General features: G+C 65.1%; 17 protein-coding genes. 3 read left to right on the top strand and 14 right to left on the bottom strand.

What is annotated here, in order from left to right:
• Nucleotides 1-83: 83 nt before the first annotated feature.
• From QD356_RS11140 to QD356_RS11130, 3 genes are all read right to left on the bottom strand, one after another.
• Nucleotides 84-323, bottom strand: coding sequence for a hypothetical protein (locus tag QD356_RS11140; RefSeq protein WP_043333148.1), 240 nt, complete (start codon nucleotides 321-323; stop codon nucleotides 84-86).
• 274 nt (nucleotides 324-597) lie between these two features.
• Nucleotides 598-3,624, bottom strand: coding sequence for a molybdopterin-dependent oxidoreductase (locus QD356_RS11135; RefSeq protein WP_192838588.1), 3,027 nt, complete (start codon nucleotides 3,622-3,624; stop codon nucleotides 598-600).
• On the bottom strand, nucleotides 3,621-5,384 hold the full coding sequence (locus QD356_RS11130) for an NADH-ubiquinone oxidoreductase-F iron-sulfur binding region domain-containing protein (RefSeq protein WP_192838589.1): 1,764 nt from the start codon (nucleotides 5,382-5,384) through the stop codon (nucleotides 3,621-3,623). Before QD356_RS11130 ends, QD356_RS11135 begins: the two co-directional genes overlap by 4 nt.
• 536 nt (nucleotides 5,385-5,920) lie before the next feature.
• Between QD356_RS11130 and QD356_RS11125 the strand changes: the two genes are divergently transcribed.
• Complete coding sequence (locus QD356_RS11125; RefSeq protein WP_192838590.1) at nucleotides 5,921-7,510, top strand: BCCT family transporter; 1,590 nt, start codon at nucleotides 5,921-5,923, stop codon at nucleotides 7,508-7,510.
• A 138-nt stretch (nucleotides 7,511-7,648) separates the two neighbouring features.
• Here QD356_RS11125 and QD356_RS11120 read toward each other — a convergent pair whose 3' ends face one another.
• Nucleotides 7,649-8,041 (bottom strand): DUF4168 domain-containing protein, encoded by a 393-nt coding sequence (locus QD356_RS11120; protein ID WP_043333741.1) that lies wholly within the window; start codon nucleotides 8,039-8,041, stop codon nucleotides 7,649-7,651.
• Nucleotides 8,042-8,583: 542 nt separating this feature from the next.
• Here QD356_RS11120 and QD356_RS11115 point away from each other — a divergent pair.
• Nucleotides 8,584-9,333: a DUF4174 domain-containing protein gene (locus QD356_RS11115; RefSeq protein WP_192838591.1), complete on the top strand. Its 750-nt coding sequence runs from the start codon at nucleotides 8,584-8,586 to the stop codon at nucleotides 9,331-9,333.
• A gap of 137 nt (nucleotides 9,334-9,470) precedes the next feature.
• Here the strand turns inward: QD356_RS11115 and QD356_RS11110 are convergent, their stop codons facing one another.
• From QD356_RS11110 to QD356_RS11065, 10 genes are all read right to left on the bottom strand, one after another.
• Complete coding sequence (locus tag QD356_RS11110) at nucleotides 9,471-10,454, bottom strand: electron transfer flavoprotein subunit beta (protein WP_225996518.1); 984 nt, start codon at nucleotides 10,452-10,454, stop codon at nucleotides 9,471-9,473.
• Nucleotides 10,455-10,487: 33 nt separating this feature from the next.
• Nucleotides 10,488-11,969 carry an electron transfer flavoprotein subunit alpha/FixB family protein gene (locus QD356_RS11105; RefSeq protein WP_192838592.1) on the bottom strand — a complete coding sequence of 494 codons (1,482 nt, stop codon included), beginning with the start codon at nucleotides 11,967-11,969 and terminating at the stop codon, nucleotides 10,488-10,490.
• Nucleotides 11,966-14,176 carry a (Fe-S)-binding protein gene (locus tag QD356_RS11100; protein WP_192838593.1) on the bottom strand — a complete coding sequence of 737 codons (2,211 nt, stop codon included), beginning with the start codon at nucleotides 14,174-14,176 and terminating at the stop codon, nucleotides 11,966-11,968. The genes QD356_RS11105 and QD356_RS11100 overlap by 4 nt, the downstream gene beginning before the upstream one ends.
• An 88-nt stretch (nucleotides 14,177-14,264) precedes the next feature.
• Complete coding sequence (gene dgcA / locus QD356_RS11095) at nucleotides 14,265-16,343, bottom strand: dimethylglycine demethylation protein DgcA (protein ID WP_043333738.1); 2,079 nt, start codon at nucleotides 16,341-16,343, stop codon at nucleotides 14,265-14,267.
• 272 nt (nucleotides 16,344-16,615) lie between these two features.
• Nucleotides 16,616-17,152 carry a DUF5943 domain-containing protein gene (locus tag QD356_RS11090; protein WP_107335564.1) on the bottom strand — a complete coding sequence of 179 codons (537 nt, stop codon included), beginning with the start codon at nucleotides 17,150-17,152 and terminating at the stop codon, nucleotides 16,616-16,618.
• Between the two features lie 99 nt (nucleotides 17,153-17,251).
• Nucleotides 17,252-18,262, bottom strand: a complete 1,011-nt coding sequence (locus QD356_RS11085; RefSeq protein WP_052384560.1) for a dipeptidase — start codon at nucleotides 18,260-18,262, stop codon at nucleotides 17,252-17,254.
• Between the two features lie 248 nt (nucleotides 18,263-18,510).
• Nucleotides 18,511-19,374, bottom strand: coding sequence for a monofunctional biosynthetic peptidoglycan transglycosylase (gene mtgA / locus QD356_RS11080; RefSeq protein ID WP_225996519.1), 864 nt, complete (start codon nucleotides 19,372-19,374; stop codon nucleotides 18,511-18,513).
• A 191-nt stretch (nucleotides 19,375-19,565) separates the two neighbouring features.
• Nucleotides 19,566-20,747, bottom strand: a complete 1,182-nt coding sequence (locus QD356_RS11075) for a GlxA family transcriptional regulator (protein WP_043333766.1) — start codon at nucleotides 20,745-20,747, stop codon at nucleotides 19,566-19,568.
• Nucleotides 20,748-21,415: 668 nt separating this feature from the next.
• Nucleotides 21,416-22,279, bottom strand: a complete 864-nt coding sequence (gene fghA / locus QD356_RS11070; RefSeq protein WP_192838594.1) for an S-formylglutathione hydrolase — start codon at nucleotides 22,277-22,279, stop codon at nucleotides 21,416-21,418.
• 121 nt (nucleotides 22,280-22,400) lie between these two features.
• The gene (locus tag QD356_RS11065; protein WP_192838595.1) at nucleotides 22,401-23,510 is read right to left on the bottom strand and encodes an S-(hydroxymethyl)glutathione dehydrogenase/class III alcohol dehydrogenase; all 1,110 of its coding nucleotides are present in this window, start codon (nucleotides 23,508-23,510) and stop codon (nucleotides 22,401-22,403) included.
• 286 nt (nucleotides 23,511-23,796) lie between these two features.
• On the opposite strand from QD356_RS11065, the gene QD356_RS11060 reads away from it, so the two are divergent.
• Nucleotides 23,797-24,690, top strand: coding sequence for a LysR family transcriptional regulator (locus QD356_RS11060; protein WP_054555324.1), 894 nt, complete (start codon nucleotides 23,797-23,799; stop codon nucleotides 24,688-24,690).
• The last annotated feature ends 96 nt before the right edge of the window (nucleotides 24,691-24,786 follow it).

The raw sequence follows: 24,786 nt of genomic DNA, 5'->3' as shown, positions 1-24,786 counted from the left end.
AGGGCCTGTCAGTCGACAGGCCCTTTTGTTCATCTGGCAATCAGTGTCAGTGCGCGGCGCGCAATCTTTCAGGAGTGTCGCGCCTAGCGCAGCCCCGGCAGCAGATACTTGTCCAGCGCCTGGCGCACCGATGGCAGCAGGATATCGGAGTGCATCACCAGCTCGCGCACCAGTTCCTGCAGGCCCGGCACGCCCACCTCGGCATGCTTTCTGAGTGCCATGCGCGCGCAGGTGTCCGCGCAGGCATGCTCGGAAATCTGCACGCCCAACGCCACCAGCCGCTCACGAAAGTCTTCGTGATCAATCAGCTCCACGATCATCATCGTCATTCTCCTTGCTCGCTGACGGCGGGCATTGTCATTGGTATTGACCCACTCTGTTCTGAGCATAGCCCTTGTGAGGATAGCCGAAATGCACGACGGGCTGTCTCCGACATTCTGGTCAGACCGGGGCGCCCTCTGCGTGCCTGCCCACGCCACTGGCGTAGGCATTTGCGTCAGGCGCGTCTGGCTCGATTGCGGTCTATTGCCTCAATCTATCCGCTCGGTCCAGCCCGTTTGCCATGCCCACCTCACATGTCCGCCTTACATGTCTGCTTCAGCTCTCCACACCCGCCTCGGCGGGTTCGGCTCTGGCCAGACGGCAGGCGGCGTACTTGAACTCCGGAATCTTGCCCACCGGGTCGAGCGCCGGATTGGTCAACAGGTTGGCGGCGGCCTCGGCGTAGCAGAAGGGCACGAAGACCATGCCAGCCGGCGTCAGCGGATCGGCGCGGGTAGCAAGGGTGATCTGGCCACGTCGCGTGGTAATCGAGAGCGGCTCACCCGGCGTGATGCCCAGGCGCTCCAGCTCCACCGGATTGAGCGTGGCCACGGCGGCCGGCTCGAGATTGTCGAGCACCGCCGCGCGGCGCGTCATCGAGCCGGTATGCCAGTGCTCCAGCTGACGACCGGTGGTCAACACCGTCGGATAGTCGTCATCCAGCGTCTCATCCGGCGGCGTGGGCCAGGTCGGCACGAAGCGGGCACGGCCGCTGGCGCGCGGGAAGCCCTCGCCGAACACCACATCCTCACCCTCGCCCCCCGGCGTCAGGCACGGATAGGTCACCGAGTTCTCCGCGGACAGCCGCGCCCAGTCGATGTTGTCGAGGGAATCCATGCCCTCTTGCATCTCGGCGTAGATCTCCTCCGGCCCGGCGTAATCCCAGCCAAGCCCCATGCGCCGCGCCAGCTGCTGGGTGATCCACCAGTCCGGCTTCGCCTCGCCTGGGGCGCGTAATGCCGCCCGCCCGCGCTGCACCTGCCGGTTGGTGTTGGTGACGCTGCCGTCCTTCTCCGGCCAGGCGTACGAGGGCAGCACCACATCGGCGAACTGTGCCGTCTCGGTGACGAAGATGTCCTGCACCACCAGGTGCTCCAGATGCGCCAGCGCACTGCGTGCATGTTCGAGATCCGGGTCCGACATCGCCGGATTCTCGCCGAGAATGTACATGCCGCGGATCTGATCGGCGTGGATGGCATGCATGATCTCCACCACCGTCAGGCCCGGCGTCGCCGAGAGCGGGGTCTGCCACAGCGCTTCCAGCCGCTCGCGCGCCGCCGTGTCGCCCACCGGCTGATAGTCGGGGAACACCATCGGAATCATCCCGGCATCCGAGGCACCCTGAACGTTGTTCTGGCCGCGCAGCGGGTGCAGGCCGGTGCCTTCACGCCCGACATGACCACACACCAGCGCCAGCGCGATCAGACAGCGCGCGTTGTCGGTGCCGTGGGTGTGCTGCGAGATGCCCATGCCCCAGAAGATCATCGCGCGGCTGGCGGTCGCGTACTCGCGGGCCACGGCGCGTATCTCTTCTGCCGCCACGCCACACAGCGGCGACATCGCCTCCGGCGTCAGCGCCGCGACATGCTCCGCCAGCGCAGCGAAGTCCTCGGTGTGTGCCTCGATATAGGCCTGATTGGCCAGCCCCTCGGTGATGATGACGTTGAGCATGGCATTGAACAGCGCCACGTCCGCCCCCGGCGTGAACTGGATCGAGCGATGCGCCTGACGACGCAGCGCCAGCGCACGCGGGTCGATCACCACGATGCGCGTGCCACGCTTGGCGGCGCGCTTGAAGAAGGTCGCCGCCACCGGGTGGTTGACGCCCGGGTTGCAGCCGGTCAGCACGATCAGATCGGACTGCTCGGCCTGCATGAAGGAGGCGCTCACGCCGCCCGAGCCGACGCCTTCCATCAGCGCCGCCACCGAGCTTGCATGACACAGGCGCGTGCAGTGATCGACATGGTTGGAACCGAAGCCGGTGCGCACCAGCTTCTGGAACAGCCACGCCTCCTCGTTGGTGCACTTGGCGCTACCGAAGCCCGCCAGGCTGTCGGGGCCATGCACACGCTTGAGGCGCATGAGCCCCTCGGCCGCGACCTCGAGGGCCTCGTCCCAGCTGGCCTCACGGAAGTGGGTCAGCGGGTGGGCGGGGTCAAAGTTCGCGTCCAGCCCCCTGGCCACGCCGTCACGGCGAATCAGAGGGCGGATCAGACGCTCCGGATGGCGCGGATAATCGAAGCCGAAGCGCCCCTTCACGCACAGCCGGCCGTGGTTGGAGGGCCCATCGCGCCCACTGACCGCGATGATGTTGTCCAGCCGCGTATCCGCGACACGTTGCCGGCGCTTATCAGTCTGGAGGGAGTCAGCGCCCGCCATGCACTGCTGGGTATCCGCCAGGGTCGCGACCGGCTGACCCTCGACACTCAACGCCTCGCCGCTGCCGCGGCTGACCTGATACTCCAGCTGACAGCCCACGCCGCAGTACGGGCAGATGGAGGCGACGCGCTCATCGACGGCGGCGCTGTCGCCGAAGCCCTGCTCATCCACCTGGGCAGCGGGCATCAGGGCGCCGGTCGGGCAGGCCTGCACGCACTCGCCGCAGGCGACACAGGTGCTGTCGCCCATCGGGTCCTCGAGATCGAACACGATGCGCGTATTGCTGCCGCGCCCCGCCAGCCCGATCACGTCATTGACCTGCACCTCGCGACAGGCGCGCACGCACAGGCCGCAGCTGATGCAGGCATCATGATTGACCGCCATCGCGGTATGGGAGTGATCGAGAGCTCTGGCATGCGTCGGCAACCACTCCTCCACGGCCTCCCCCAACCACTCGCGGACCGTCTCGCGGGCGCCGCCTAGGGTCTCGCGCGCGTGCCCGACATCCACCGCCAGCAGCTCGGCCATCGCCATGAAGTGGCTGCTGACATCGGGGTTGTGCGCCTCGGCGGGCATGTCGGCGGCGAGCATCTCCACCACCATCGCGCGCGCCTCGCCGGCACGCCGTGAACTGGCACTGCGCACCACCATGCCCGCCCGCGCCTCGCGGATGCAGCTGGCAGCGAGAGTGCGCTCGCCGTCGATCTCGACCATGCAGGCGCGACAGTTGCCATCGCCGCGATAATCCGGCGCTTCGCTGTAGCAGAGGTGGGGAATCGTCTCGCCGGCACGCTTGGCGATCTTCCATAGCGTCTCGCCGGGATAGGCCGTCACCTCGGCGCCATCCAGCGTGATGGTGAAGCCATCCTCGCGCAGCGGCTGATCATCCGAGGACGAGTTGCCCAATCCTGTCAGCGCATTCATGCCTCACCTCCCGTGGTGTCAGCCGCGTGGCTCGTAGCGATCAAGCGCACCCCGCTGCTGGCGAGGGTCTCCCGGAAGTCCTTGAGCAGGCCGAGCACCGGATTGGGCGCGGCCTGGCCAAGCCCGCAGATCGAGGCGTCCATCATCACCTGCGTCAAGCGCGTCAGCAGCGTCTCATCCCACTCATCACCACTGAGCGCCGCCAGCATCTGGCGCGTGCCGACACGACACGGCGTGCACTGGCCGCAGGACTCGTCCATGAAGAAGCTCATCAGATTGCGCGCCACCGCCGCCAGGTCGTCCTTATCCGACAGCACCACCACCGCGGCCGAGCCGATGAAGCAGCCGTGGGCCTGCAGGGTGTCAAAGTCCAGCGGCAGGTCCGCCTTGCTGGCCGGCAGAATGCCGCCGGAGGCCCCGCCGGGCAGATAGGCACGCAGGCGATGGCCGTCGGCCATACCGCCGCCATATTCCTCGACCAGTTCGCTGAGCGTGATGCCAGCCGGTGCCAGATACATGCCCGGGCGTCTGACGCGCCCGGAGAGCGAGAAGCTTCGCAGCCCCTGACGTCCCTGACGCCCGGCCGCGACGTAGTGGTCATGGCCTTCGCGATGGAGCCGCACGATCCAATAGACCGTCTCGACGTTGTTGACCAGGGTCGGGCGACCGAACAAGCCACATTGCGCCACGAAGGGCGGGCGCTGACGCGGCTTGCCGGGCTTGCCTTCCAGCGACTCGATCAGCGCCGATTCCTCGCCACAGATATAGGCGCCGGCGCCACGCCGCAGCTGGATATAGCCCGGCGCGACGAGGCCTGCGGCTTCCAGCTCCGCGATGCAGTCGCGCAGCACCTCATTCAGGGTGGGGTATTCGTCGCGCAGATAGAGATAGAGCGCCTCGGCCTCGATGGCATGCGCACTGGCCAGCGCGCCCTCGAGGAAGGTGTGCGGCTCACGCTCCAGATAGCAGCGGTCCTTGAAGGTGCCGGGTTCGCCTTCATCGGCGTTGATCACGCAATAGCGCGGCCCCGCCTCGGCACGCACGAAGCCCCACTTGCGAAACGTCGGGAAGCCCGCCCCGCCCAGGCCACGCAGACCGGCCTGCTCGATCATCTGCGCCAGGTCCTCGATGCTGACCTCGCCGCCATCCAGCGCGGCGAGCAGCCCATAACCGCCACTGGCGCGATATTCCGCCAGCCGCGGATAGTCGAGACTCGCAGCCGGCGCAGCATGCACATGACCTTCGGCAATCGCCGCCGTGACGTCTTTCACGCTGGCGTGGCCGAGATGGTAATGCCCGACCTCCGCCACCGGCGCACTGTCGCAGCGCCCCATGCAGGGCGCACGCAGCACGCGCACCTGTTCGGGGTCCAGCCCCGAGGCGAGACCGGCGCGCAAGGCCTCGGAGCCGGCCAGCTGGCAGGACAGCGAATCACAGACGCGCACGGTCAGCGCCGCGGGCGGCGTCTCGCCATCGCGGACCACGGTGAAGTGGGCATAGAAGGTGGCCGTCTCGTAGACCTCGGCCATCGGCAGGCGCATCCACTCGGCCAGCGCACGCAGATGGGCCAGCGTCAGGTAGCCGACCTCATCATTGAGCACATGCAGATATTCGAGCAAAAGGTCACGCTGCGCCGGGGCATCGCCCAGCAGGCGCTGTACCTCGGCCCAGGCCTCGGCATCCAGCGGACGGCCGCGCAACTGGCTGCGCGAACGGCGGCGAGCGACAGGTGTCGGCTCGGTCAGGGTCTCAGGCGTCATGGCGGCACCACGGTGTTGTTATTGGGCAGGAGCAGGCAAGTACTGGCGTATCGCGCGAGGAGTGAAGTCTCGGGCGCGAAAGTGGTGCGCGGTCAGGGAGTACGCACCACTTTCCTTCACTGTAGATCGCAATCTACAAAGCGGGCACACCTGCGACAACCGCTCTGAGCGCTGAATCGCCCCCTGTGTCAGTCACGCATATGCCGGCGTCGTATCCAGCTAACTCGCTCTCGCCCAGCCCTCACACAATCACGAGGGCCTGGCGCAGCATGCCTGGCACGACGCGCTGTCGTGGCTGGCTGATAAATCTGTCGCAAGCCGGCCCACTCGACGATTCGTCCGTGTCCTGATGAGGCAGCGACCGTCGAGGGTCTTCGTCACCGAGGGATATTCCTGATCGCCATTGCACTGGGGATCCGTGCCATCCCGGGTGACAGCACTCCCTGCCCTGCACTGGCGTCTTCCGCTCCAATGGCTCCTTCAGCACCACCCGCTCCTCACAGGTGGCAACACCAATAACAATATGAGGTAACTCCATGGCTTCGAACCCGTACGACACGGATTACGAGATAGGCCGGGACAACGTCCAACCGCTGGGCCTTGATATCCACAACCCAGTCTTCGCGATCAGCGCCGTGCTGATCGTCGGCTTCATTCTCTTCACGCTGCTATTGCCCGAGCAGGCCGAAGTGGTACTTGGCGGTGCCAAGGCCTGGTCCATCTCGAATGGCGACTGGCTCTTCATGCTCTCAAGCAACGTCTTCGTGCTGTTCTGCCTGCTCTTGATCGTGCATCCGGTCAGTCGGCTGCGCCTTGGCGGCAGCAAGGCCCGACCGGACTTCTCGACCCTGGCCTGGTTCTCGATGCTGTTCGCCGCCGGCATGGGCACCGGCCTGATGTTCTGGGGCGTGGCAGAACCCGTCGCCTACTACACCGACTGGTACGGTACGCCACTCAATGCCGCACCACGCACTCCCGCCGGCGCCGAGACCGCACTGGCCGCCACCGTCTATCACTATGGATTGCATCCGTGGGCCATGTACGCCGTGGTCGGTCTGTCACTGGCCTTCTTTACCTACAACAAGGGCTTGCCGCTGACGATGCGCTCGGCCTTTTTCCCGATTCTCGGTGAACGTACCTGGGGCTGGGCGGGACACATCATCGATATCCTCGCCGTGCTGGCGACCATCTTCGGTCTGGCGACATCACTGGGGCTGGGGGCGGCGCAGGCCGCGTCAGGGCTCGATCATCTGTTCGGCATCGGTGCGGGTCTGCCCAGCCAGATCGCCATCATCGTGGCAGTGACACTGGTCGCGATATTCTCGGTCAGCCGCGGCCTGGATGGCGGCGTCAAGGTGCTCTCGAACTTCAACATGATCCTGGCCGCCGCACTGGTCGCCTTCATCATCGTCGTCGGCCCGACGCTCGCCATCTTCACTGGCCTGCCCACCACTGCCATGCACTACGTGGAATATCTGATCCCGCTCTCGAACTGGATCGATCGCCCCGATGAAAGCTGGTTCCACGGCTGGACCGTCTTCTACTGGGCGTGGTGGATCTCCTGGTCACCGTTCGTCGGCATGTTCATCGCACGCGTCTCACGCGGACGCACCGTACGCGAGTTCGTCACCGCCGTACTGGTCGTCCCGACGCTGGTGGGCATCGTGTGGATGACCGTCTTCGGCGGCACGGCGCTGGAACAGGCCATCGATGGCGTCGGCGCGCTGGCCAACGGTATCGACTCACCGTCGATGGCCATGTTCCAGATGTTCGAGAACCTGCCGCTGTCCAGCGTGACCTCCTTGATCGCCATCGTGCTGGTACTGGTGTTCTTCGTGACCTCGTCCGACTCGGGCTCGCTGGTGATCGACTCGATCACCGCCGGTGGCAAGATCGACGCCCCGACCAGCCAGCGCATGTTCTGGGCAGCGATGGGCGGCCTGATCGCCTGCGCCCTGCTCTACGGCGGCGGCAGCACCGCACTGGGCTCGCTGCAGGCGGGTGCCATCGCCACGGGTCTGCCGTTCACGCTGGTACTGCTGGTGATGTGCTATTCGCTGTTCCGTGGTCTGATGCAGGAAAAGAAGGCACAGGACATGCTCATTCGTCCGGTCGCCGGCGCCTGACATGCGGCGCTGACCATAGCTTTACTGACCAAGGCGGTACTGACTGACAGGCCGCAAGACATGGGCACAAAAAAACGCCGCCCCCGGCAACCGGGGGCGGCGTTTTCATTGGATGACCCGAACGTCATCCAGGCGAGATCAGGAGTTTTCCTGAGCCAGCTTCTGCACCTTCTTCATCAGGTCCGGGTCGTTCTGGACCGCTTGACCGATGGAGTTGAAGGTGGCGACTTCCAGACCGGAGTCTTCGACAGCGCTGACCATCTCGTCGTTGGCTTCCTGACGCACGCTCTGCTTGGCAGTCTCGTCGTCGGCTTTCTGCAGCTTGCCGGCGAATTCCTGAGAGATGCGTGCGATGTCCTGAGAGGCCGCAGCGAACTGTTCCAGCTGAGCGTCAGTGAAATCGCCAGCCTGAGCCTGTGCCGCCTGGGCAGTAGACTGACCCTGGGCCGGTGCGTCAGCAGCGAACGCCGGTGCCGACATCATGCCCGCGGAAATCAGGGCAGCCGTCATGTATGCAGTCATCCGTTTCATTGCAGCCTCCAGCAGTGATCAATAAGTGTTTGCCCTAACTCAGACGGGCCTGACGACAGGATGTTCATTTTTTCATGCAACTCTTTGAAAACATTCTGTATCTCCAGAGTTACATGAGTCGCAGATCAGCAACGTAAAAACCGCGGGGCCGCGCATGGCGGGCGTCATGACGGCTGGACGCGCATACAGCTTGCACCACGATTGTGAAAATATCTGCAGCAAGCCGCGTGAAGTCTGCCCGCCATGCACTCGACCCGCCCTCGATACAGACATGCCTCTGCGCTCGCTACGCGCTCTAGCAAGGCATGTCTCCTGCTGCCGCCGCTATCGGCATGTCGCCATTGGCCTTTTCACAGGCTGAATGAGGGCGGCATGTCGTGAAGTACCACCTAAACCGCGCGCCAACGGGCAGCAAACTCTCGGCGACTGTCTTAGTCTTGAAGGAGAGGCTGTCATCCGGGTGTGCCATTCTCCTGTGCAACCTGCTTCTGCAGCCCAGGCTGGCACGCCCAGCTCATATCATTCGTTGCCGGAGGACTGCCATGTCCACGCACATACCGTCTGCGCAGATACTGTCCAAGCAGAGACTGTCCTCGCAGGTACTGTCCACACAGATACCGCCCGCGCTGCCTCGTCTGCTCTCGCATCACAGGCTGATGCCGGGCCTGATGAGCCTCTTGTTGCTGGCCCTGCTGCTGAGCTCGCCGGTGCATGCCATCAGCCTGCTGGATTCGGACGCCGACCTGAACGCGCCCGCCGAGACATCCACTGGCGCACCACCGCCCCCGACCTCACCGGAAACCGCGGAGACCACCATGACCGCCGCCAATGTCGACCCCGCCGCCAACCCGCTGCTGGGCGAGACCTGGAACCGACGCTCGCTGGTGCTGATCGCGCCGGATGAGCAGGACCGGGACCTCGAGCGTCAGCGCGAGGAACTGCGTGCCACGCGTGGCGAGATGCAGCAACGCGACATGACGCTCTATACGCTGATGGGCACGCGCGGCATCCACGATGGCGTGCCGATGAGCTTCGAGGAGGTGCGTGCCCTGCGCGATGCCATGCAACTGCGCGAGGGCGCGCCCTTCACCGTCATTCTGATGGGCAAGGACGGCGGCAAGAAGATGCAGCAGGAAGGCTTCGTCTCCCCCGACCAGATCTATCAGGTGATCGACAACATGCCGATGCGCCAGCGCGAAGCCAGTCAGGCAGCGCGCAAGCCCCCCCAAGGCACCGACGAGCACACCTCGCCCGAACCCTTGAACGATGAGGACTGGCAGTGGGAGGAGTGATCTTTCTGTGAGAAACGACCTTCTGTGAGAAGCGACCTTCTGTAAGGAGCGACCTTCTGTGAGAAACGACCTTCTGTGATGCATGAAAAAGCCCCTGCCAGCCGAGCTGACAGGGGCTTTTTACCGTCTGCGCGGCTTCAGCGCAGTACGCCTTCCTCACGCAGCAGCTTGAGGATTTCCGCCGCGCCCTCCTCGGCGCTCACGCCTTCCAGACGCTTGCCACCGCCCCCTTCGGCCTTGGCGGCCGCAGCCTTGAAGCGGTCCCGCGCGCTGGTCGCCTTGATGCGCTTCAAGCGCTTGGGACGCTTGCGAGCCGGGGCCACGCCGAAGGCCTCGGCCTGCGCATCATGGACAAGCTCGCCACTGGCCAGTGTGGACAGTTCACCACGCCGCGCCTGCGCGAAGGCCGACTGACGCGCCGCCGGCGCCGCGGAATCGACACTGACAAGCGCCGGCAGCTTCACGCGCAACCGTCGCCGCTGGCCACGCGGCAGCGCCTGCAAGGCGGTGAGATGCGCGCCATCGCAGCTCTCGATCGCGACGATACCCTCCACCAGCGGCCAGCCAAGACTCTCCGCCAGCAGATGCGGCAGCAGGCCACTGCCCTCACCGGTCTCACCCTGGCCGCCACACACCACCAGCTGCGGTGCCGCCTGCTTGAGGCGCGTGACCAGCAGTGGCCAGACATCAACAACCGGTTGATCAGCAGCCTTGAGCGACGAATTGTCAGCCATGAGCGAATCAGCAGCCTTGAGCGACGAATCGTCAGCCATGAGCGGATCAACAGCCTTGAGCGGATCAACAGCCTTGAGCGGGTCAGCGCCGAGAGCATCCGGCGTCACCAGCGTCAACGACTCCAGCCCCATGCCCAGATAGCCGCGTAGCGCCTGATCCTGCTCGCTGCCGGGCGCGATCTCGCTGCCACTGGCGTGCCAGGCGCTGAGGCTTACGGCACCGGGTGCCGACTGACGCTCCAGCGCCAGACACAGCTCCAGGGCGCGGGCGTCCTGCTCGGCGCGCCGCAGACGTCCCGAAACCGGGTGCTGCCCCAGCGACACCAGACTCACGACCTCAAGCGGCACCGAGGCCTGCTGCGCAACGGACGAACGATCTGCCTTCATGTTCTTCTCCTTTCACCTGTCGCAGGCGCGAGTTCAGGCCGCGTCGGCGGCAAGCGTGGCGGATGACGTAGCGGACACGGTAGACGACTGCCCCGCCGCCGAGGCAGTACCTGCCGCCGACGAGGTATCACCGCCGGCACTGCGTTCGGCCTCGAGCTGCTGGCAGAGACTGGCGAGAATCGCCCCGGCGTCACCGATCACCGAAAGATCGGCACGCTTGACCATGTCACAGCCGCCATCGGTGTTGATCGCCACCACCTTGTCGCAGCGCTGGATGCCCTGCAGATGCTGGATGGCCCCCGAGATGCCCACCGCGACATAGACCCGCGCCGTCACCCAGGTACCGGTGGCACCGACCTGACGGGCACGCGGCATGAAGCCGTCATCCACCGCCACCCGCGAGGCGCCTTCGGTGGCGCCCAGCAGGCTGGCGGCGCGGTGGAAGCCATCCCAATCGCGGATGCCGTTGCCCGCCGAGAGAATGAATTCGGCCTCACCCAGCGCGATCGCGGAGGGATCGACAGCCACCGGGCCAAGATCTTCGATCACGTCTGGCACGGCGCGCGCGGTGCTGGCCGCCTCCCACTCGAGCGGCAGCGCGGCGTGGCGCACATCTTCCACCGGCTCGGCGCATTCCGCCTCGCACAGCACGATACGGCTCAGCGGGCGGGTCAAGTCCTGCTGACCATTGCCGCTGCGCCCGGTGACGTTCACCTCGGCAAGCTCGCCACGCCCGATGGCGGCAAGCTCGCCGTCGAGCTGATAGGCATTGCCGCTGGGCCGCGCCAGCGCATCGCCCTGGCACAGCAGGCGCGCACCGAGACGTCGGCCGCGCTCGCCGCCGCCGGTGCGGGATTCCGGCAGCAACCACAGCCGTGGTGCCAGCTTGCCATCGATGGCCTCAAGCTCCGCCAGCTGGGCCAGCGGCGCGTAGCCATCGTGGAGAGTATCGGCAAAGTGCAGCCAGCGATCGGCACCCGCCGCGCCGAGTCCGACACTGTCGGCGGCGTCACCATCCTCACGCAGCGTGCCGAAGGTGACGGCCAGCACCGCGCCCTGATGGGCGGGGTCGGCATCGGCGATCTGACGCGCCAGCCCCAGTACATCGCGGTCCTGACTCGAGAGTCGCCCACCGGTCATGTCCGGCACCACCGCGATCAGGAAGGCGGGTGATGCGATCTCGACCAGCGGCAGCACGCGCGCCTTGGCCACGGCCGCGGGCTGGCCAGCACCCGCCGCGGCAGGCCCGGAGCGGCCACTGCGGTCGATGCGCTTGCGGCCATTGGCGGCGATGAAGTGGCCCACGTGGGGGTCGCGACGCATCACACCCTGCGGGCCCATCCAGCGTTCCTGAGGGGCTGTCGCGCCGCGGCCCAGCGCCTGCAGCGCGATGAGGTGCTGCGGGTGCAGGCGATTGCGTGCCTGCTGCTCCAGACGCGGGTCACGGCGTGGCAGTGACTCGCGCTCGGATGCGTGTGGATGCCCTGATGGGTGTGGATCTGGGGAAATCGTCATGCCGCCACCTCCGCGTCAGTGGGCTGCGTGGTCGACGCCGCCAAGCCTTGCGTGGACGCTTCCAGTACCAGAGCCCGCGCCATCAGTTCCGCCAGATCCAGCACCTGGGGTTCGGCTTCACCGGCCGGAGCTACCACGCCTTCCAGCATCGCGGTGCACTGCGGGCAGCCGACCGCCACCACCTCGGCGCCGGTCTCGCGCACATCGCCCATGCGCATGTCGGGGATACGCTGCTTGCCGGGGATATCCGTCACCGGCGCGCCGCCACCGCCGCCGCAACAGCGTGAGCGGAAGCCGGAGCGCTGCATCTCGCGCACTTCCAGTCCCAGCGCCGCCAGCAGGGTACGCGGCGCCTCGAATTCACCGTTGTAGCGACCCAGATAGCAGGGGTCGTGCCAAGTGACCGCGCCGAGCGTGGCCAGTCTGGTGGCATCGAGGCTCAGGCGACCGGCCGCCAGCAGCTCATTCATGTAGCTGGTGTGGTGGTTGACGAGGTAGTCGCCACCGAAGGCGGCATATTCACGTCCCAGCACATGGAAGCTGTGCGGATCGCAGGTGATGATGCGCGCGAAGCGATACTTCGACAGGGTGGCGATATTGCGGGTGGCCAGCGACTGGAAGGTCGCCTCATCCCCCAGGCGGCGCGCCACGTCGCCACTGTCACGTTCTTCCGCGCCAAGGATGGCGAAATCCACCCTGGCGGCGCGCAGTACCTGCACGAAGGCACGCAGCGTGCGCTGGTTGCGCATGTCGAAGGCGCCATCGCCCAGCCACAGCAGCGCTTCCACCGGACGCGGATCACGCGCCGCCTCGCGGGCGGCCTGAAGCTCGGCGATGCGCGGCAGGTCGAGGTCCGCCGCCCAATGCAGACGCGCTTCGAGCGCGAAGCCGCCCGGATTGTCGGTGGCGATCAGGTTGTCGAGCACCTCGACACCCTTGCCCGGCGTCGCGCCCTGCTCCAGCGTCATGTGACGGCGCATGTCGACGATGGCATCGACGTGCTCGATCATCATCGGGCACTCCTCGACGCAGGCGCGACAGGTGGTGCAGGCCCACAGGGTTTCCGGCTCGACCAGTACCTTGAACTCGTGGATCAGCTTGTCGCCATCTGTCGCCTCACCCGCAGCACCCGGTGCCGCCTTGATCTGGATCGGCCCAGAGGCAACGGTCTGGCTATCAGAGTCAACGGCCTGAGCTGCCGGGCGAGCATGCGGAGAGGCCCCGACGATGGTCTGCTGCGGGCCGCCGCCATGCTGGCCGGGCGCGCGCCTGGGCTCATCGCCCGGATAGGGCGAACCGGCGTAGGCGGCATCGCTGCCACCGGCCATGCCGACCACCATGTCCTGGATCAATTTCTTGGGATTGAGCGGCTGACCGGCCGCGAACGCCGGGCACACCGCTTCACAGCGCCCGCACTGCACGCAGGCATCGAAGCCCAGCAGCTGACGCCAGTTGAAATCGGACGGCTTGCCGACACCCAGCGGTGCCTCGGGGTTGGTCAGGTCCAGCGGCAGCAATGCGCTGTCGCGGATGCCCGCACTGTCACGGGTGCTGAAACGTGCCGGACGCCGATGGAAGGCCAGATGCAGCGCGCCGGCGAAGGCATGCTTCATCGGCCCGGTGATTCGCGAGCCGCCGCCGGTCATGCCGACGATCATCTCCAGCAGCCCCCAGGCGATGCCCGCTACCAGCACCAGCCCGAGGATGCCGCCGGAGATCATGCCGCCGACGCCTTCCGGCAGCACCAGTGACAGACTCATCACGAACAGGCTGGCGGAGAACACCAGCAGACTCTTGGGCAGACGCATCCACGGGCCACGCGACAGGCGCGCCGGCGGGTCGAGGCGACGACGACGCACGAACAGCGCGCCACCGAACATCGCGCCACTGGCCAGCAGCAGCAAGACGCCCAGCCAGGCGGAGTCGATGCCGAAGCCGTAGACCACCACCATCAGCAGCGCCGCGGCCACGAAGCCGCCCCCGGTGGCGACGTGGGTGTTGGCCATGTAGCGGTCCCGCGCGACCACGTGGTGCAGGTCCACCCCGTAGCGGCGCGGTACCTTGGCAAGGCTCGCGATCAGCTCTCCTACACTCATGGACGTGGCGTCCGCCCGCCCCTGGCGCCACAGGCCGATGCGCTTGACCGCGCCGATGGCAGCCAGCGCCAGCGCGGCGAAGATCAATACCGACAAGATCGTGTCATTCATGCTGCTCACCCTCTTTCTTCAAGCCCGCTGTCGACCGGACGACTGCCGAGCCGGCGCATAGGAGCAGCCGGCTCGGCAGATCACGTCATCAGAAGTCCTTGCACAGACGCAGGGCGTCATAGATGGCGGCGTGGGTGTTGCGCGGTGCGTTGCAGTCACCGAGGCGGAACAGCAGGTAATCATTGCCCTCGGTGGCCTGGCTCAGGCACGGCTGCGGCTTGATGGCGTAGAGCGACTCGACGTCGATCTGGCCCTTGTTGAGCGAGCCGTCCTTGAAGGCGTAGTAGAGCGCCTCATCCGGGCGCACGCCGTTCTCGACCACGATCTGATCGACGACGCGCTCTTCCAGCGTGCCGGTGTATTCGTTCTCGAGCACCGCCACCAGGCCCTCGCCTTCGCGGTAGACCTCATGCAGCACCATGTCGGAGGTCATCACGACTTCCTTGGCATACAGACTGCGGTAGTAGGTCGGGAAGGTGGTGCCGCCGACCGCCGCACCCGGCTTGATGTCGTCGGTGACGATCTCGACCCTGGCGCCCTTGTCGGCCAGATAGTCGGCCACCGAGACCCCGGAGAACTCGCAGATGCTGTCGTAGATCAGCACATTGCTGCCCGGTGCGACGCGCCCATCCAGCACATCCCATGAAGAGACGATCAGGCTCTTGGCCGGGTCTTCGTCATAGCCCCAGGACGCGAACTGGTCCATGAACGGACGACCGCCCACCGCGAGGATCACCACATCGCCGCGCAGGTCACGGATGGTGGCCTCATCGGCCCGCGTGCCCAGGCGCAGGTCGACCTTCAGGCGTGCCAGTTCCAGCTGGTACCAGCGCGTGATGCCGGCGATCTGATCGCGCTGCGGCGCCTTGGCCGCGATGGTGATCTGGCCGCCCAGCTCGTCACGGGCCTCGAACAGCGTCACGTCGTGGCCGCGTTCGGCGCACACGCGGGCCGCCTCCATGCCGGCCGGACCGCCGCCGACGATGACGACCTTGCGCACCGGGCCGCTGGTCTTCTCGATCTGATGCGGCAGGCCCATGTATTCGCGCGAGGTGGCGGCATTCTGGATGCACAGCACGTCGAGACCCTGATACTGGCGGTCGATGCAGTAGTTGGCGCCGACGCACTGCTTGATCTGGTCGAGCTGGCCCATCTTGATCTTGGCGATGATGTGCGGGTCGGCGATATGGGCGCGGGTCATGCCGACCATGTCGACATAGCCGCCTTCCAGAATGCGCTCGGCCTGGTTGGGGTCCTTGATGTTCTGGGCGTGGATCACCGGAATCGAGACGACTTCCTTGATACCGGAGGCCAGGTGCAGGAAGGGTTCCGGCGGGTAGGACATGTTGGGAATGACGTTGGCGAGGCTGTTGTGGGTATCACAGCCCGAGCCGATCACGCCGAAGAAGTCGAGCAGACCGGTGGCGTCGTAATAGGCCGCGATCTGCTTCATGTCGTCGTGTGACAGGCCATCGGGATGGAATTCATCGCCACAGATGCGCATGCCGACCACGAAGTCGTCGCCGACTTCGGCACGCACCGCCTTGAGCACCTCGAGACCGAACTTCATGCGGCCCTCGAAGCTGCCGCCCCACTCATCGGTGCGCTTGTTGACGCGCGGGCTCCAGAACTGGTCGATCAGGTGCTGGTGCACGGCGGACAGCTCGACGCCGTCCAGGCCGCCTTCCTTGGCACGCCGCGCCGCCTGGGCGAAATCGGCGATGATGCGCTGGATCTCCTCCACCTCGATGGTCTTGCAGGTGGAGCGGTGCACCGGCTCGCGGATGCCGGACGGTGACATCAGCGAGGTCCAGTCGAAGCCGTCCCAGCGCGAGCGACGGCCCATGTGGGTAATCTGGATCATGATCTTGCCGCCATGCTTGTGCACGGCATCGGCCAGATTCTGGAAATGCGGAATGATGCGGTCGGTCGACAGATTGACGGAGCTCCACCAGCCCTGCGGGCTGTCGATGGAGACCACCGAGGAGCCACCACAGATGCACAGACCACACCCGCCCTTGGCCTTCTCTTCGTAGTAGCGCACGTAGCGCTCGGTGGTCATGCCGCCATCGGTGGCATACACCTCGGCGTGGGCGGTACTGACGACGCGGTTGCGGATGGTCAGCTTGCCGATCTCGATCGGCTGGAAGAGTGCGTCGAATGCCATGGTGAGAGCTCCTCGCCGGGGAGAGCGCCGCCTCGTCACGCTGGCCTGGCCTGCCCGCCGCCACGAGTCGTTGCTGGTGGCGGCGGGGTCGGCGTCAGGCGTCTTGCATGTCAGGAAAGGCGGCGCTCAGGCGTTGCGTTGTCGTTGTTGTGGGTGGTGAGTGTCGTGACAGAGAGATGCTCGGGCAGCCGGCTTGTGCTGTTGCCTTTTGCCTGGGCCGGGCCTGGGCCTTGACCCGAGCCATGGAATAGAGAGTGGCGGATCCGAAAACGTCACACTGTTCCGGGAGCGACCTCGAAATACCCCACGTCACAGCCTTCCTCACCGCCGCTCTGGGTCTGCACGGCGACGGTGCGCAGCTCGCTGCCACGCGCGGCCAGAATCTGGTCCATCGCGCCGGCGAACCAGCCGGTGAACATGTACTCGAGCCTGGTGCCGGTCTTGCCCTGCTGATAGACGAAGCAGGAGTGTTCCAAGCGCACTTTGCAGGTACCGCGCTCCAGATCGATCTCCTCGGTGATGAACAGACCCCAGCCACGCTGCGACAGGCGCTTCATGTAGTGCTCGAAGACTTCCACGCCGACCAGGCCATGCAGCTCGGCTTCCTTCTCGCACCAGTGCCAGGCGCTCTTGTAGCCGGCGTGATAGAGAATCTCGGCGTATTTCTCCACGCCCAGCGCCTCTTCCACCGCGACATGGTTGTTGATGAAGAAGTGGCGCGGCACGTACAGCATCGGCAGCGCATCGGACGTCCAGACGCCAGTCTCGCTATCCACTTCGATCGGCAGTTCAGGGGCCATCTTGCTCATGTCGGTGTCCTCCAAAGGGGGCTTGAGGGAATTGCAAAAGAGAGATCAGGAAAGAGAGATCAAGTAAGAGCGATCAATAAAGGGCACGGGCAGCCAGACTCAGCCGCCCCAGACGTTTTCCAGCGTGCGCAGCCAGTTCTCGCCCATGATCTTGCGCACCTGATGCTCGCTCATGCCGCGACGCAGCAGCGCCTCGGTCAGATTGGGGAACTCGCCGATGGTGCGGATGCCTTCCGGATTGACGATCTTGCCGAAGTTGGTGAGACGACGGGCGTAGCCCTTGTCGTGGGTCAGCCACTCGAAGAAGTCCTGACCGTGGCCCTGGGTGAAATCGGTGCCGATGCCGATGGCATCCTCGCCGACCAGGTTCATCACGTATTCGATGGCCTCGACGTAGTCGTCGACGGTGGCGTTGACGCCGGCCTTGAGGAAGGGGGTGAACATGGTGACGCCGACGAAACCGCCGTGTTCGGCGATGAAGCGCAGCTCGGCATCGGACTTGTTGCGCGGGTGGTCCTTGAGACCGGCCGGCGCGCAGTGGGAATAGCAGACAGGTACCTTGGATTCGAGGATGACTTCCTCGGAGGTCTTCGAGCCGACGTGGGAGAGATCACACATCACGCCGACGCGGTTCATCTCGGCGACCATCTCGCGCCCGAAGCCGGACAGGCCGCCGTCGCGCTCGTAGCAGCCGGTGCCGACCAGATTCTGGGTGTTGTAGCACATCTGCACGATGCCCACGCCGAGCTGCTTGAAGACATCGACATAGCCGATCTGGTCTTCATAGGCGTTGGCATTCTGGAAGCCATAGATGATGCCGGTCTTGCCGGCGGCCTTGGCGGCGCGGATGTCGGCGGCCGTGCGCGCCACGCAGACCAGATCACTGCTCTCGGCGATCAGCTGGTTGCTCTTGACGATGTTGTTGACGGTCGCCTGGAAGCCTTCCCAGACCGAGACAGTGCAGTTGGCAGCGGTCAGACCGCCCTTGCGCATGTCCTCGAACAGCTCGCGCTGCCACTTGGCGATCACCAGACCATCGATGACGATGCTGTCATCGTGCAAGGCGCGGGCCGCATCGGACCCACCGAAGGAGGAGGAGAATTCGGACATCATGTCGCTCCGGCGCTGGGCAGGCGGCTCTGGAAGTCAGGTCACTGCCCGTACCCGGCGGACAGGGCCTGCCGGAACACGATCTCCAGCAGGCTGTGCCAGCATAGTCCTGCCCTCTTTCCCCTCTGACGCCAGATGCGACCCGTGGCTATCGAATCGCGTCAGGGCTGTCGTTTCTGAAACGACGACGCCCCGACTCGAGAGAGCCGGGGCGTCGTGGGACAGCCGATGGTGTAGCGTCAAGCCGGTCAATGCGCGGGGGACAGCTCCTTGAGCGAAGGCAGCAGGTCCCAGCTCAGCCAGCCACGCGGCTGTTCCAGACGCTTCAAGTAGCCCATGCCGAGATTGTTCATCTGACGGCGCGTCCAGCTGGCGCGGCGCTGGATATAGGCCGAGGGCTTGCCGGCATTGAAGCGGATCGGGTTGGGCAATACCGCCGCCAGCAGACTGGCCTGGTAGGCGGAAAGGCTGGCGGCATCGGTATTGAAGTGATGCTCGGCCGCGGCCTCGACGCCGAAGACGCCCGGCCCCCATTCGGCGACGTTCAGGTAGACCTCGAGAATGCGCTCCTTGGGCCAGATCATCTCGATCAGGATGGTGAACCAGACCTCCAGCCCCTTGCGCACCCAGCTGCGCCCGTTCCACAGGAAGACATTCTTGGCGGTCTGCTGGCTGATGGTACTGGCGCCGCGCAGACGCTCACCGGCCAGCCGCGCATCGATGGCCTTGACGATCTGATCGACATCGAAGCCGTAGTGATCGGGGAATTTCTGGTCTTCCGAGGCGATCACCGCCAGACGGGCATTGTTGGAAATCTGCTCCATCGGCACCCAGTCATGCTGCAGCGCCATCGGCTCGCCGGTGACCAGGCCATAGCCCCACTTCTCGAGCATCACCATCGACACCGGCAGCGGCACGAAGCGCAGCAATACCACCAGGCCGATGCAGGCCACCATCCAGCAGGCGATGACCTTGAATGTCCACACCGCCAGCCAGCGCAGACGCTCCATCGGGCGCATGCCGGCACGCGGCGCCGGGCGGCGTGTCGCCCCGCGCCGAGCACCCGCCACACGCTCCGTGCCTTCCTGCCTGCGTTGCTGTCCTCGTGCCATCCCTTGCCGTCCCCTGTCGTGCGTGTCGTGGCTCGTCATTCCGCCGCCGAGCCATTGTCGTGTCAGCCACTGCTTCCTGGTGCCTTCGAGTGTACCAGAGCGTGCCGGTGGCTCCTGTGAAAACGACAACGCCCCTGCCGGAGCGGCAGAGGCGTTGGATGTTGCAGGAAACTGGCGTCAGTCGGCAGGTATCAGCCCTGCAGGCGCACGCTGGCGTAGGTCGGCTCACCGCGCGCATTGGCCAGTGCCAGAATCGCCGAGGAGACGGGGGACTCGCTGGCCGGTTGCAGGGGCGCATTGCCGACCATGCTCTGGCCGATCGACTGGTGCAGCAGCCCTTCCAGACTGGCGACACCGGTCAGCTGATGATCGCCATCGGCGCGACACGGCACCTCCAGCACGCTGACACTGCGCTCGCCCCCGATGCGCTCGTCACGCGGCGGCATGCCGAAGTACTCGCGGTAGCACTTGGAGAAGTGCGGCGTGGACACGAAGCCACAGGCCGAGGCCACCTCGATGATCGACAGCGCCGTCTGCTTGAGCAGCTGACGCGCGCGGGTCAGGCGCAGCTTGAGGTAGTAGCGCGACGGCGAGCAGTGCAGATACCGCTGGAACAGCCGCTCCAGCTGACGGCGCGAGACATCGACATAGTGCGCCAGCTCGTCCAGGCCGATGGGCTCTTCCAGATTGGCCTCCATCAGCGCGACGATTTCCAGAAGCTTGGGCTGGGTGGTGCCCAGCACATGCTTGAGCGGCACGCGCTGCTGGTCCTGCTCGCCACGCACGCGATCGCAGATGAACATCTCGGAGATGCCCGCCGCCAGCTCGCGGCCATGCTCGCGACCGATCATGGTCAGCATCATGTCCATCGGCGCAGTACCGCCGGAGGCCGTGGCGCGGTCCTGATCGATGGAGAACAGTCGTGTGGTCAGCGGCACGCGCGGGAAGGCTTCCTGCATCGCGGCCAGACACTCCCAGTGGATGCTGGTCTCATGGCCTTCGAGCAGCCCCGCCTGGGCCAGCGCCCAGCTGCCGGTGCAGACGGCACCCAGCTTGCGGCCGGCACGTGCCTGGGCCTGCAGCCAGCTGACATGCGGACGATGCACGGAGCGCTGGATGCCGACGCCGCCGCACACGATGACGATATCCAGCGGCGGGCAGGCCTCGGTGGAAGTATCGGGCGTGACCTGCAGGCCATCGCTGGCGCGCACGGGGGCGCCTTCCAGCGTCACGGTATACCAGCGGTACAGCTCGCGTCCGGCCAGCTGATTGGCCATGCGCAGCGGTTCCACCGCCGAGGCCAGCGAGATGAGCGTGAAGCTGTCGAGCAGCAGGAAGCCGATGGTCTGCGGCTGGCGCGTCTCGCCGGCCATTCCTGCAGCGGATGAGTGAGCTTCGTACGGGCGGGCGAAACGGCCACTGGTCAATGCCATGAGGGGAGTCCTTCTCTATATCTGCTTGAGTGGCAGACCGGGGCCTCGTGGTGCCCTCTCCCGTGGCCTGATGAGGCCGGCGGGGGTCCGCAGTATTATCGTTATTGGGTCTCAGCAGGGAGCGAACCCTGAGGGGTTGGCTCCAGCAGCGACGACATCGGCGATCGGCCCCATCAGGGGGAGGTCAATAAGCGACCTCTGCAATTCCGATAGCGTCAGGGATGTCGTGATTTACTGCCTGGACGTCGTGCGTTGTCCACCTCTCGACAGTAAACCATCGCGCCTGCCTGGCGCAGTGACTTTATCGCCGCTGTGCAGCAAATCATCGTTGCCGTACGGCACAGAATAACGCCTGAGTTGGCTACCACTGACGCAGCATAAGCAAACGCCACCAAAACGGGCCTTCATGCCTGAAGGTTCTGAAAAACTCTGCTTCTCATGACGAAAAAACGACAGTCCCGCTATCCATCAATCGATAGCGGGACTGTCGTTTCTGTCTTTCACGCAGTGTCTCTGCTCGGCGAGCGATCAGCTGCGATTGGCGCTTTCATACCTCAAAGCAGGTGCTTTGAAGGCTTTTCATTTCTACCGGCGACCACACTCACATCTCAAAGGAGGTGTTTCGCGTGGTAGGTCAAATGCTCATCGATGAAGCTGGCCATGAAGAAGTAGCTGTGGTCGTAGCCGGGCTGACGACGCAGGACCAGCGGGTGATCCAGCTCGGCGCAGACCGCCTCCAGGCGCTCCGGCTTGAGCTGCTCCTCGAGGAACTGATCACTCTCGCCCTGCTCGACGAACAGTTCCTGACGCGCGGCGCCGTTCTTGCTCGCCTGCTTGACCAGTTCGCAGGTGTCCCACTGCGCCCACTGAGTGCGGTCATCACCGAGATAGCCGCTGAAGGCTTTCTCGCCCCACGGGCAGGCCATCGGATTGACGATCGGCGCGAAGGCCGAGACCGAGCGATAGCGGCCCGGATTCTTCAGCGCGCAGATCAGGGCGCCGTGGCCACCCATGGAGTGGCCGGAGATGGACTCACGCTCGCCATCCACCGGGAAGTGACGCTTGACGAGCGCCGGCAGCTCCTCGGTGACGTAGTCATACATGCGGTAATGACGCGCCCACGGCTCGCGGGTGGCATTGACGTAGAAGCCTGCGCCACTGCCGAAGTCGTAGCTGTCGTCTTCGCCGACCAGATTGACGCCGCGCGGGCTGGTGTCCGGGCAGATCAGGGCGATGCCCAGCTCCGCCGCCTTCTTCTGCGCGCCGGCCTTCTGCATGAAGTTCTCGTCGGTGCAGGTCAGCCCCGACAGCCACCACAGCATCGGCACCGGGCCCTGTTCGGCCTGGGGTGGCAGATAGATGGCGAACACCATGTCGCAATCCAGGCTGCCGCTGCGGTGACGGTAACGCTTGAGCCAGCCGCCATGCACCTTGTTGGCGTTGACCAGCTCGAGTTGTTCGGTCGCGGTCATCATGCTCTCCCTTGTGATATCGCCCATGAAAACGGCGTCGGCAAGCCGACGCCGTTTCGCGTTCCAGACCTCACCGGGTAACAGGTGTTTCCCTGTTGCCCGGCGGCAGTTCAGCCCCGGATCAGAAGCTCAGCACGGTACGGATCGACTTGCCTTCGTGCAGCAGATCGAAGGATTCGTTGATCTTCTCGAACGGCATCTGGTGAGTGATGAAGTCGTCCAGATTGATCGCGCCGTCCATGTAACGCTCGACGTAGCCCGGCAGTTCGGTACGGCCCTTGACGCCACCGAAGGCGGAGCCTTTCCAGACGCGCCCGGTCACCAGCTGGAACGGACGGGTGGCGATCTCTTCACCGGCACCGGCGACGCCGATGATGATGGATTCGCCCCAGCCCTTGTGCGCGCACTCAAGCGCCGCACGCATGACATTGACGTTGCCGATGCACTCGAAGGAGTAGTCGACGCCGCCGTCGGTCATGTCGACGATGGCTTCCTGGACCGGCACGGACAGCTTGCTCGGGTTGACGAAGTCGGTGGCGCCGAACTTGCGGGCCAGGTCGAACTTGTCTTCATTGATGTCGATGGCGATGATGCGCGACGCCTTGGCCATCACCGCGCCCTGGATGGCGGCCAGACCGATGGCACCGAGGCCGAAGATGGCGACGGTAGAGCCCGGCTCGACCTTGGCGGTGTTCATCACCGCGCCGATACCGGTGGTGACGCCACAGCCCAGCAGGCAGATCTTGTCCAGCGGCGCTTCCTTGGACACCTTGGCCAGCGAGACTTCCGGCACCACGGTGTATTCGGAGAAGGTGGAGGTGCCCATGTAGTGGTGCAGCATCTTGCCCTCGAGGGAGAAGCGCGAGGTGCCGTCCGGCATCAGGCCGCGACCCTGGGTGGCACGCACGGCGCTGCACAGGTTGGTCTTGCCGGAGAGGCAGAACTTGCACTTACCGCATTCGGCGGTATAGAGCGGAATGACGTGGTCGCCCGGTACCAGGCCAGTCACGCCCTCGCCCACTTCCTCGACGATACCGGCGCCTTCGTGGCCCAGCACGGACGGGAACAGGCCTTCCGGGTCTGCGCCGGACAAGGTGAACGCATCGGTGTGACAGACGGCGGTATTGACGATGCGAACCAGCACCTCACCGGCCTTCGGCCCTTCGACATCGATCTCGACCAGTTCCAGCGGCTTGCCGGCTTCCAGCGCAATCGCAGCACGTGATTTCATGAATCTCTCCTAGTGAGCATCAATAGCGGTAAACTGGCTGCCAATCTCATGCCCCCTGGTGTGGTGACGATCACCACGGAGGCCACCCTGAAAGGTAGCAGCACCTGACAGGTTGCATGGATGAGTCGCCCGAGGGACTCCCCACGCGACAGGCACTGGGCTCGTCCTTGCGGTTCATCCTTGCGGGCTTGGCATGGAGCACAGTCTACGCAGTCATGCGGGTGGGATTAAGCCGTCGGCACTCAGATGATTATTGCCACTCAACAACAATGAAAGAGGAGCCAGCATGCAGCGCTGGGACCGTATCGAAGCCTTCGTGGAAGTCGTCAGAATCGGCTCATTTTCCGGTGCCGCCCGTCATCTCGGGGTGTCCAGCTCACATGTCAGTCGTCTGATCAGCCAGCTGGAAGCCCAGCTCGATACCCAATTGCTCTACCGCACCACCCGTCAGACGCGTCTCACCGATGCCGGACAGGTGTATTTCGAGCACTGCCATCACCTCTTCGATGGCTTCCGCGCCGCCGAACAGGCCATCGGTGACTTCCACGCCCGCCCCAGCGGCGTGCTCAAGCTGACCAGCGCCACCACCTTCGGCGAGCGCTACGTCGCGCCGCTGGTCAACGACTTCCAGCTGCTGCACCCGCAACTGGAAGTGCAGATGCACTTCACCAACCGTCCGGTGGAACTGATCGACGAGGGCTTCGACGTCGCCATCCGCATGGGCGTGCTCAAGGATTCCTCGCTGATCGCAAGACGGCTGGTGGACCGCCGCGAATTCGTCGTCGCCTCGCACGACTACTTCCAGCAGGCACCGCGCCCGCACACCCTGGCCGAGCTCTCCAGTCATCGCTGCCTGGCCGGTTCCAAGCGCGAGTGGCTGTTCGAGGTCGAGGGCCAGCGTCGTGAGGTGCGCATCACCGGCAGCTGGCAGGCCAACTCCGGCCCGGCACTGTTGGATGCTACGCTCAAGGGCCTCGGCCTTGCCCAGATTCCCGACTATTACGTCGCGCCCCATCTGGCCAGCGGCAAGCTGATCTCGGTGCTGGATGAGTACCAGGTGCGCGATACCGGGGTGTGGATCGTCTATCCCCGCCACCGCCACCTCTCGCCCAAGGTGCGCCAGTTCGTCGACTTCATGGTCGAGCGCTTCGAGGGCGGCATCCCAGGACTTGACGCATGACGCGCCGCCGCGGATGAGCTGCCGAATTGATGAGCGAATAAGTTGATGAGCGGATAAGCGGATAAGCTGATGAGCCGACGAACGACAGACGGGCTG

Source organism: Cobetia sp. 2AS (assembly GCF_029846355.1).
Classification (GTDB): domain Bacteria; phylum Pseudomonadota; class Gammaproteobacteria; order Pseudomonadales; family Halomonadaceae; genus Cobetia; species Cobetia amphilecti.
The sequence above is the reverse complement of the archived record's forward strand: the minus strand, read 5'-3'. Positions and strand labels throughout refer to the sequence as shown.

Bases quoted from the DNA above. Each gene is read 5' to 3' on its own strand.
- QD356_RS11105 (WP_192838592.1), bottom strand. From the start codon at position 11,969: ATGACGATTTCCCCAGATCCACACCCATCAGGGCATCCACACGCATCC.
- QD356_RS11065 (WP_192838595.1), bottom strand. From the start codon at position 23,510: ATGAAATCACGTGCTGCGATTGCGCTGGAAGCCGGCAAGCCGCTGGAA.
- QD356_RS11135 (WP_192838588.1), bottom strand. From the start codon at position 3,624: ATGAATGCGCTGACAGGATTGGGCAACTCGTCCTCGGATGATCAGCCG.
- QD356_RS11100 (WP_192838593.1), bottom strand. From the start codon at position 14,176: ATGAATGACACGATCTTGTCGGTATTGATCTTCGCCGCGCTGGCGCTG.
- QD356_RS11120 (WP_043333741.1), bottom strand. From the start codon at position 8,041: ATGAAACGGATGACTGCATACATGACGGCTGCCCTGATTTCCGCGGGC.
- QD356_RS11075 (WP_043333766.1), bottom strand. From the start codon at position 20,747: ATGGCCGGCGAGACGCGCCAGCCGCAGACCATCGGCTTCCTGCTGCTC.
- dgcA (WP_043333738.1), bottom strand. From the start codon at position 16,343: ATGGCATTCGACGCACTCTTCCAGCCGATCGAGATCGGCAAGCTGACC.
- fghA (WP_192838594.1), bottom strand. From the start codon at position 22,279: ATGACCGCGACCGAACAACTCGAGCTGGTCAACGCCAACAAGGTGCAT.
- QD356_RS11110 (WP_225996518.1), bottom strand. From the start codon at position 10,454: ATGAAGGCAGATCGTTCGTCCGTTGCGCAGCAGGCCTCGGTGCCGCTT.
- QD356_RS11115 (WP_192838591.1), top strand. From the start codon at position 8,584: ATGTCCACGCACATACCGTCTGCGCAGATACTGTCCAAGCAGAGACTG.
- QD356_RS11060 (WP_054555324.1), top strand. From the start codon at position 23,797: ATGCAGCGCTGGGACCGTATCGAAGCCTTCGTGGAAGTCGTCAGAATC.
- QD356_RS11130 (WP_192838589.1), bottom strand. From the start codon at position 5,384: ATGACGCCTGAGACCCTGACCGAGCCGACACCTGTCGCTCGCCGCCGT.
- QD356_RS11140 (WP_043333148.1), bottom strand. From the start codon at position 323: ATGATGATCGTGGAGCTGATTGATCACGAAGACTTTCGTGAGCGGCTG.
- mtgA (WP_225996519.1), bottom strand. From the start codon at position 19,374: ATGGCACGAGGACAGCAACGCAGGCAGGAAGGCACGGAGCGTGTGGCG.
- QD356_RS11125 (WP_192838590.1), top strand. From the start codon at position 5,921: ATGGCTTCGAACCCGTACGACACGGATTACGAGATAGGCCGGGACAAC.
- QD356_RS11090 (WP_107335564.1), bottom strand. From the start codon at position 17,152: ATGAGCAAGATGGCCCCTGAACTGCCGATCGAAGTGGATAGCGAGACT.
- QD356_RS11085 (WP_052384560.1), bottom strand. From the start codon at position 18,262: ATGTCCGAATTCTCCTCCTCCTTCGGTGGGTCCGATGCGGCCCGCGCC.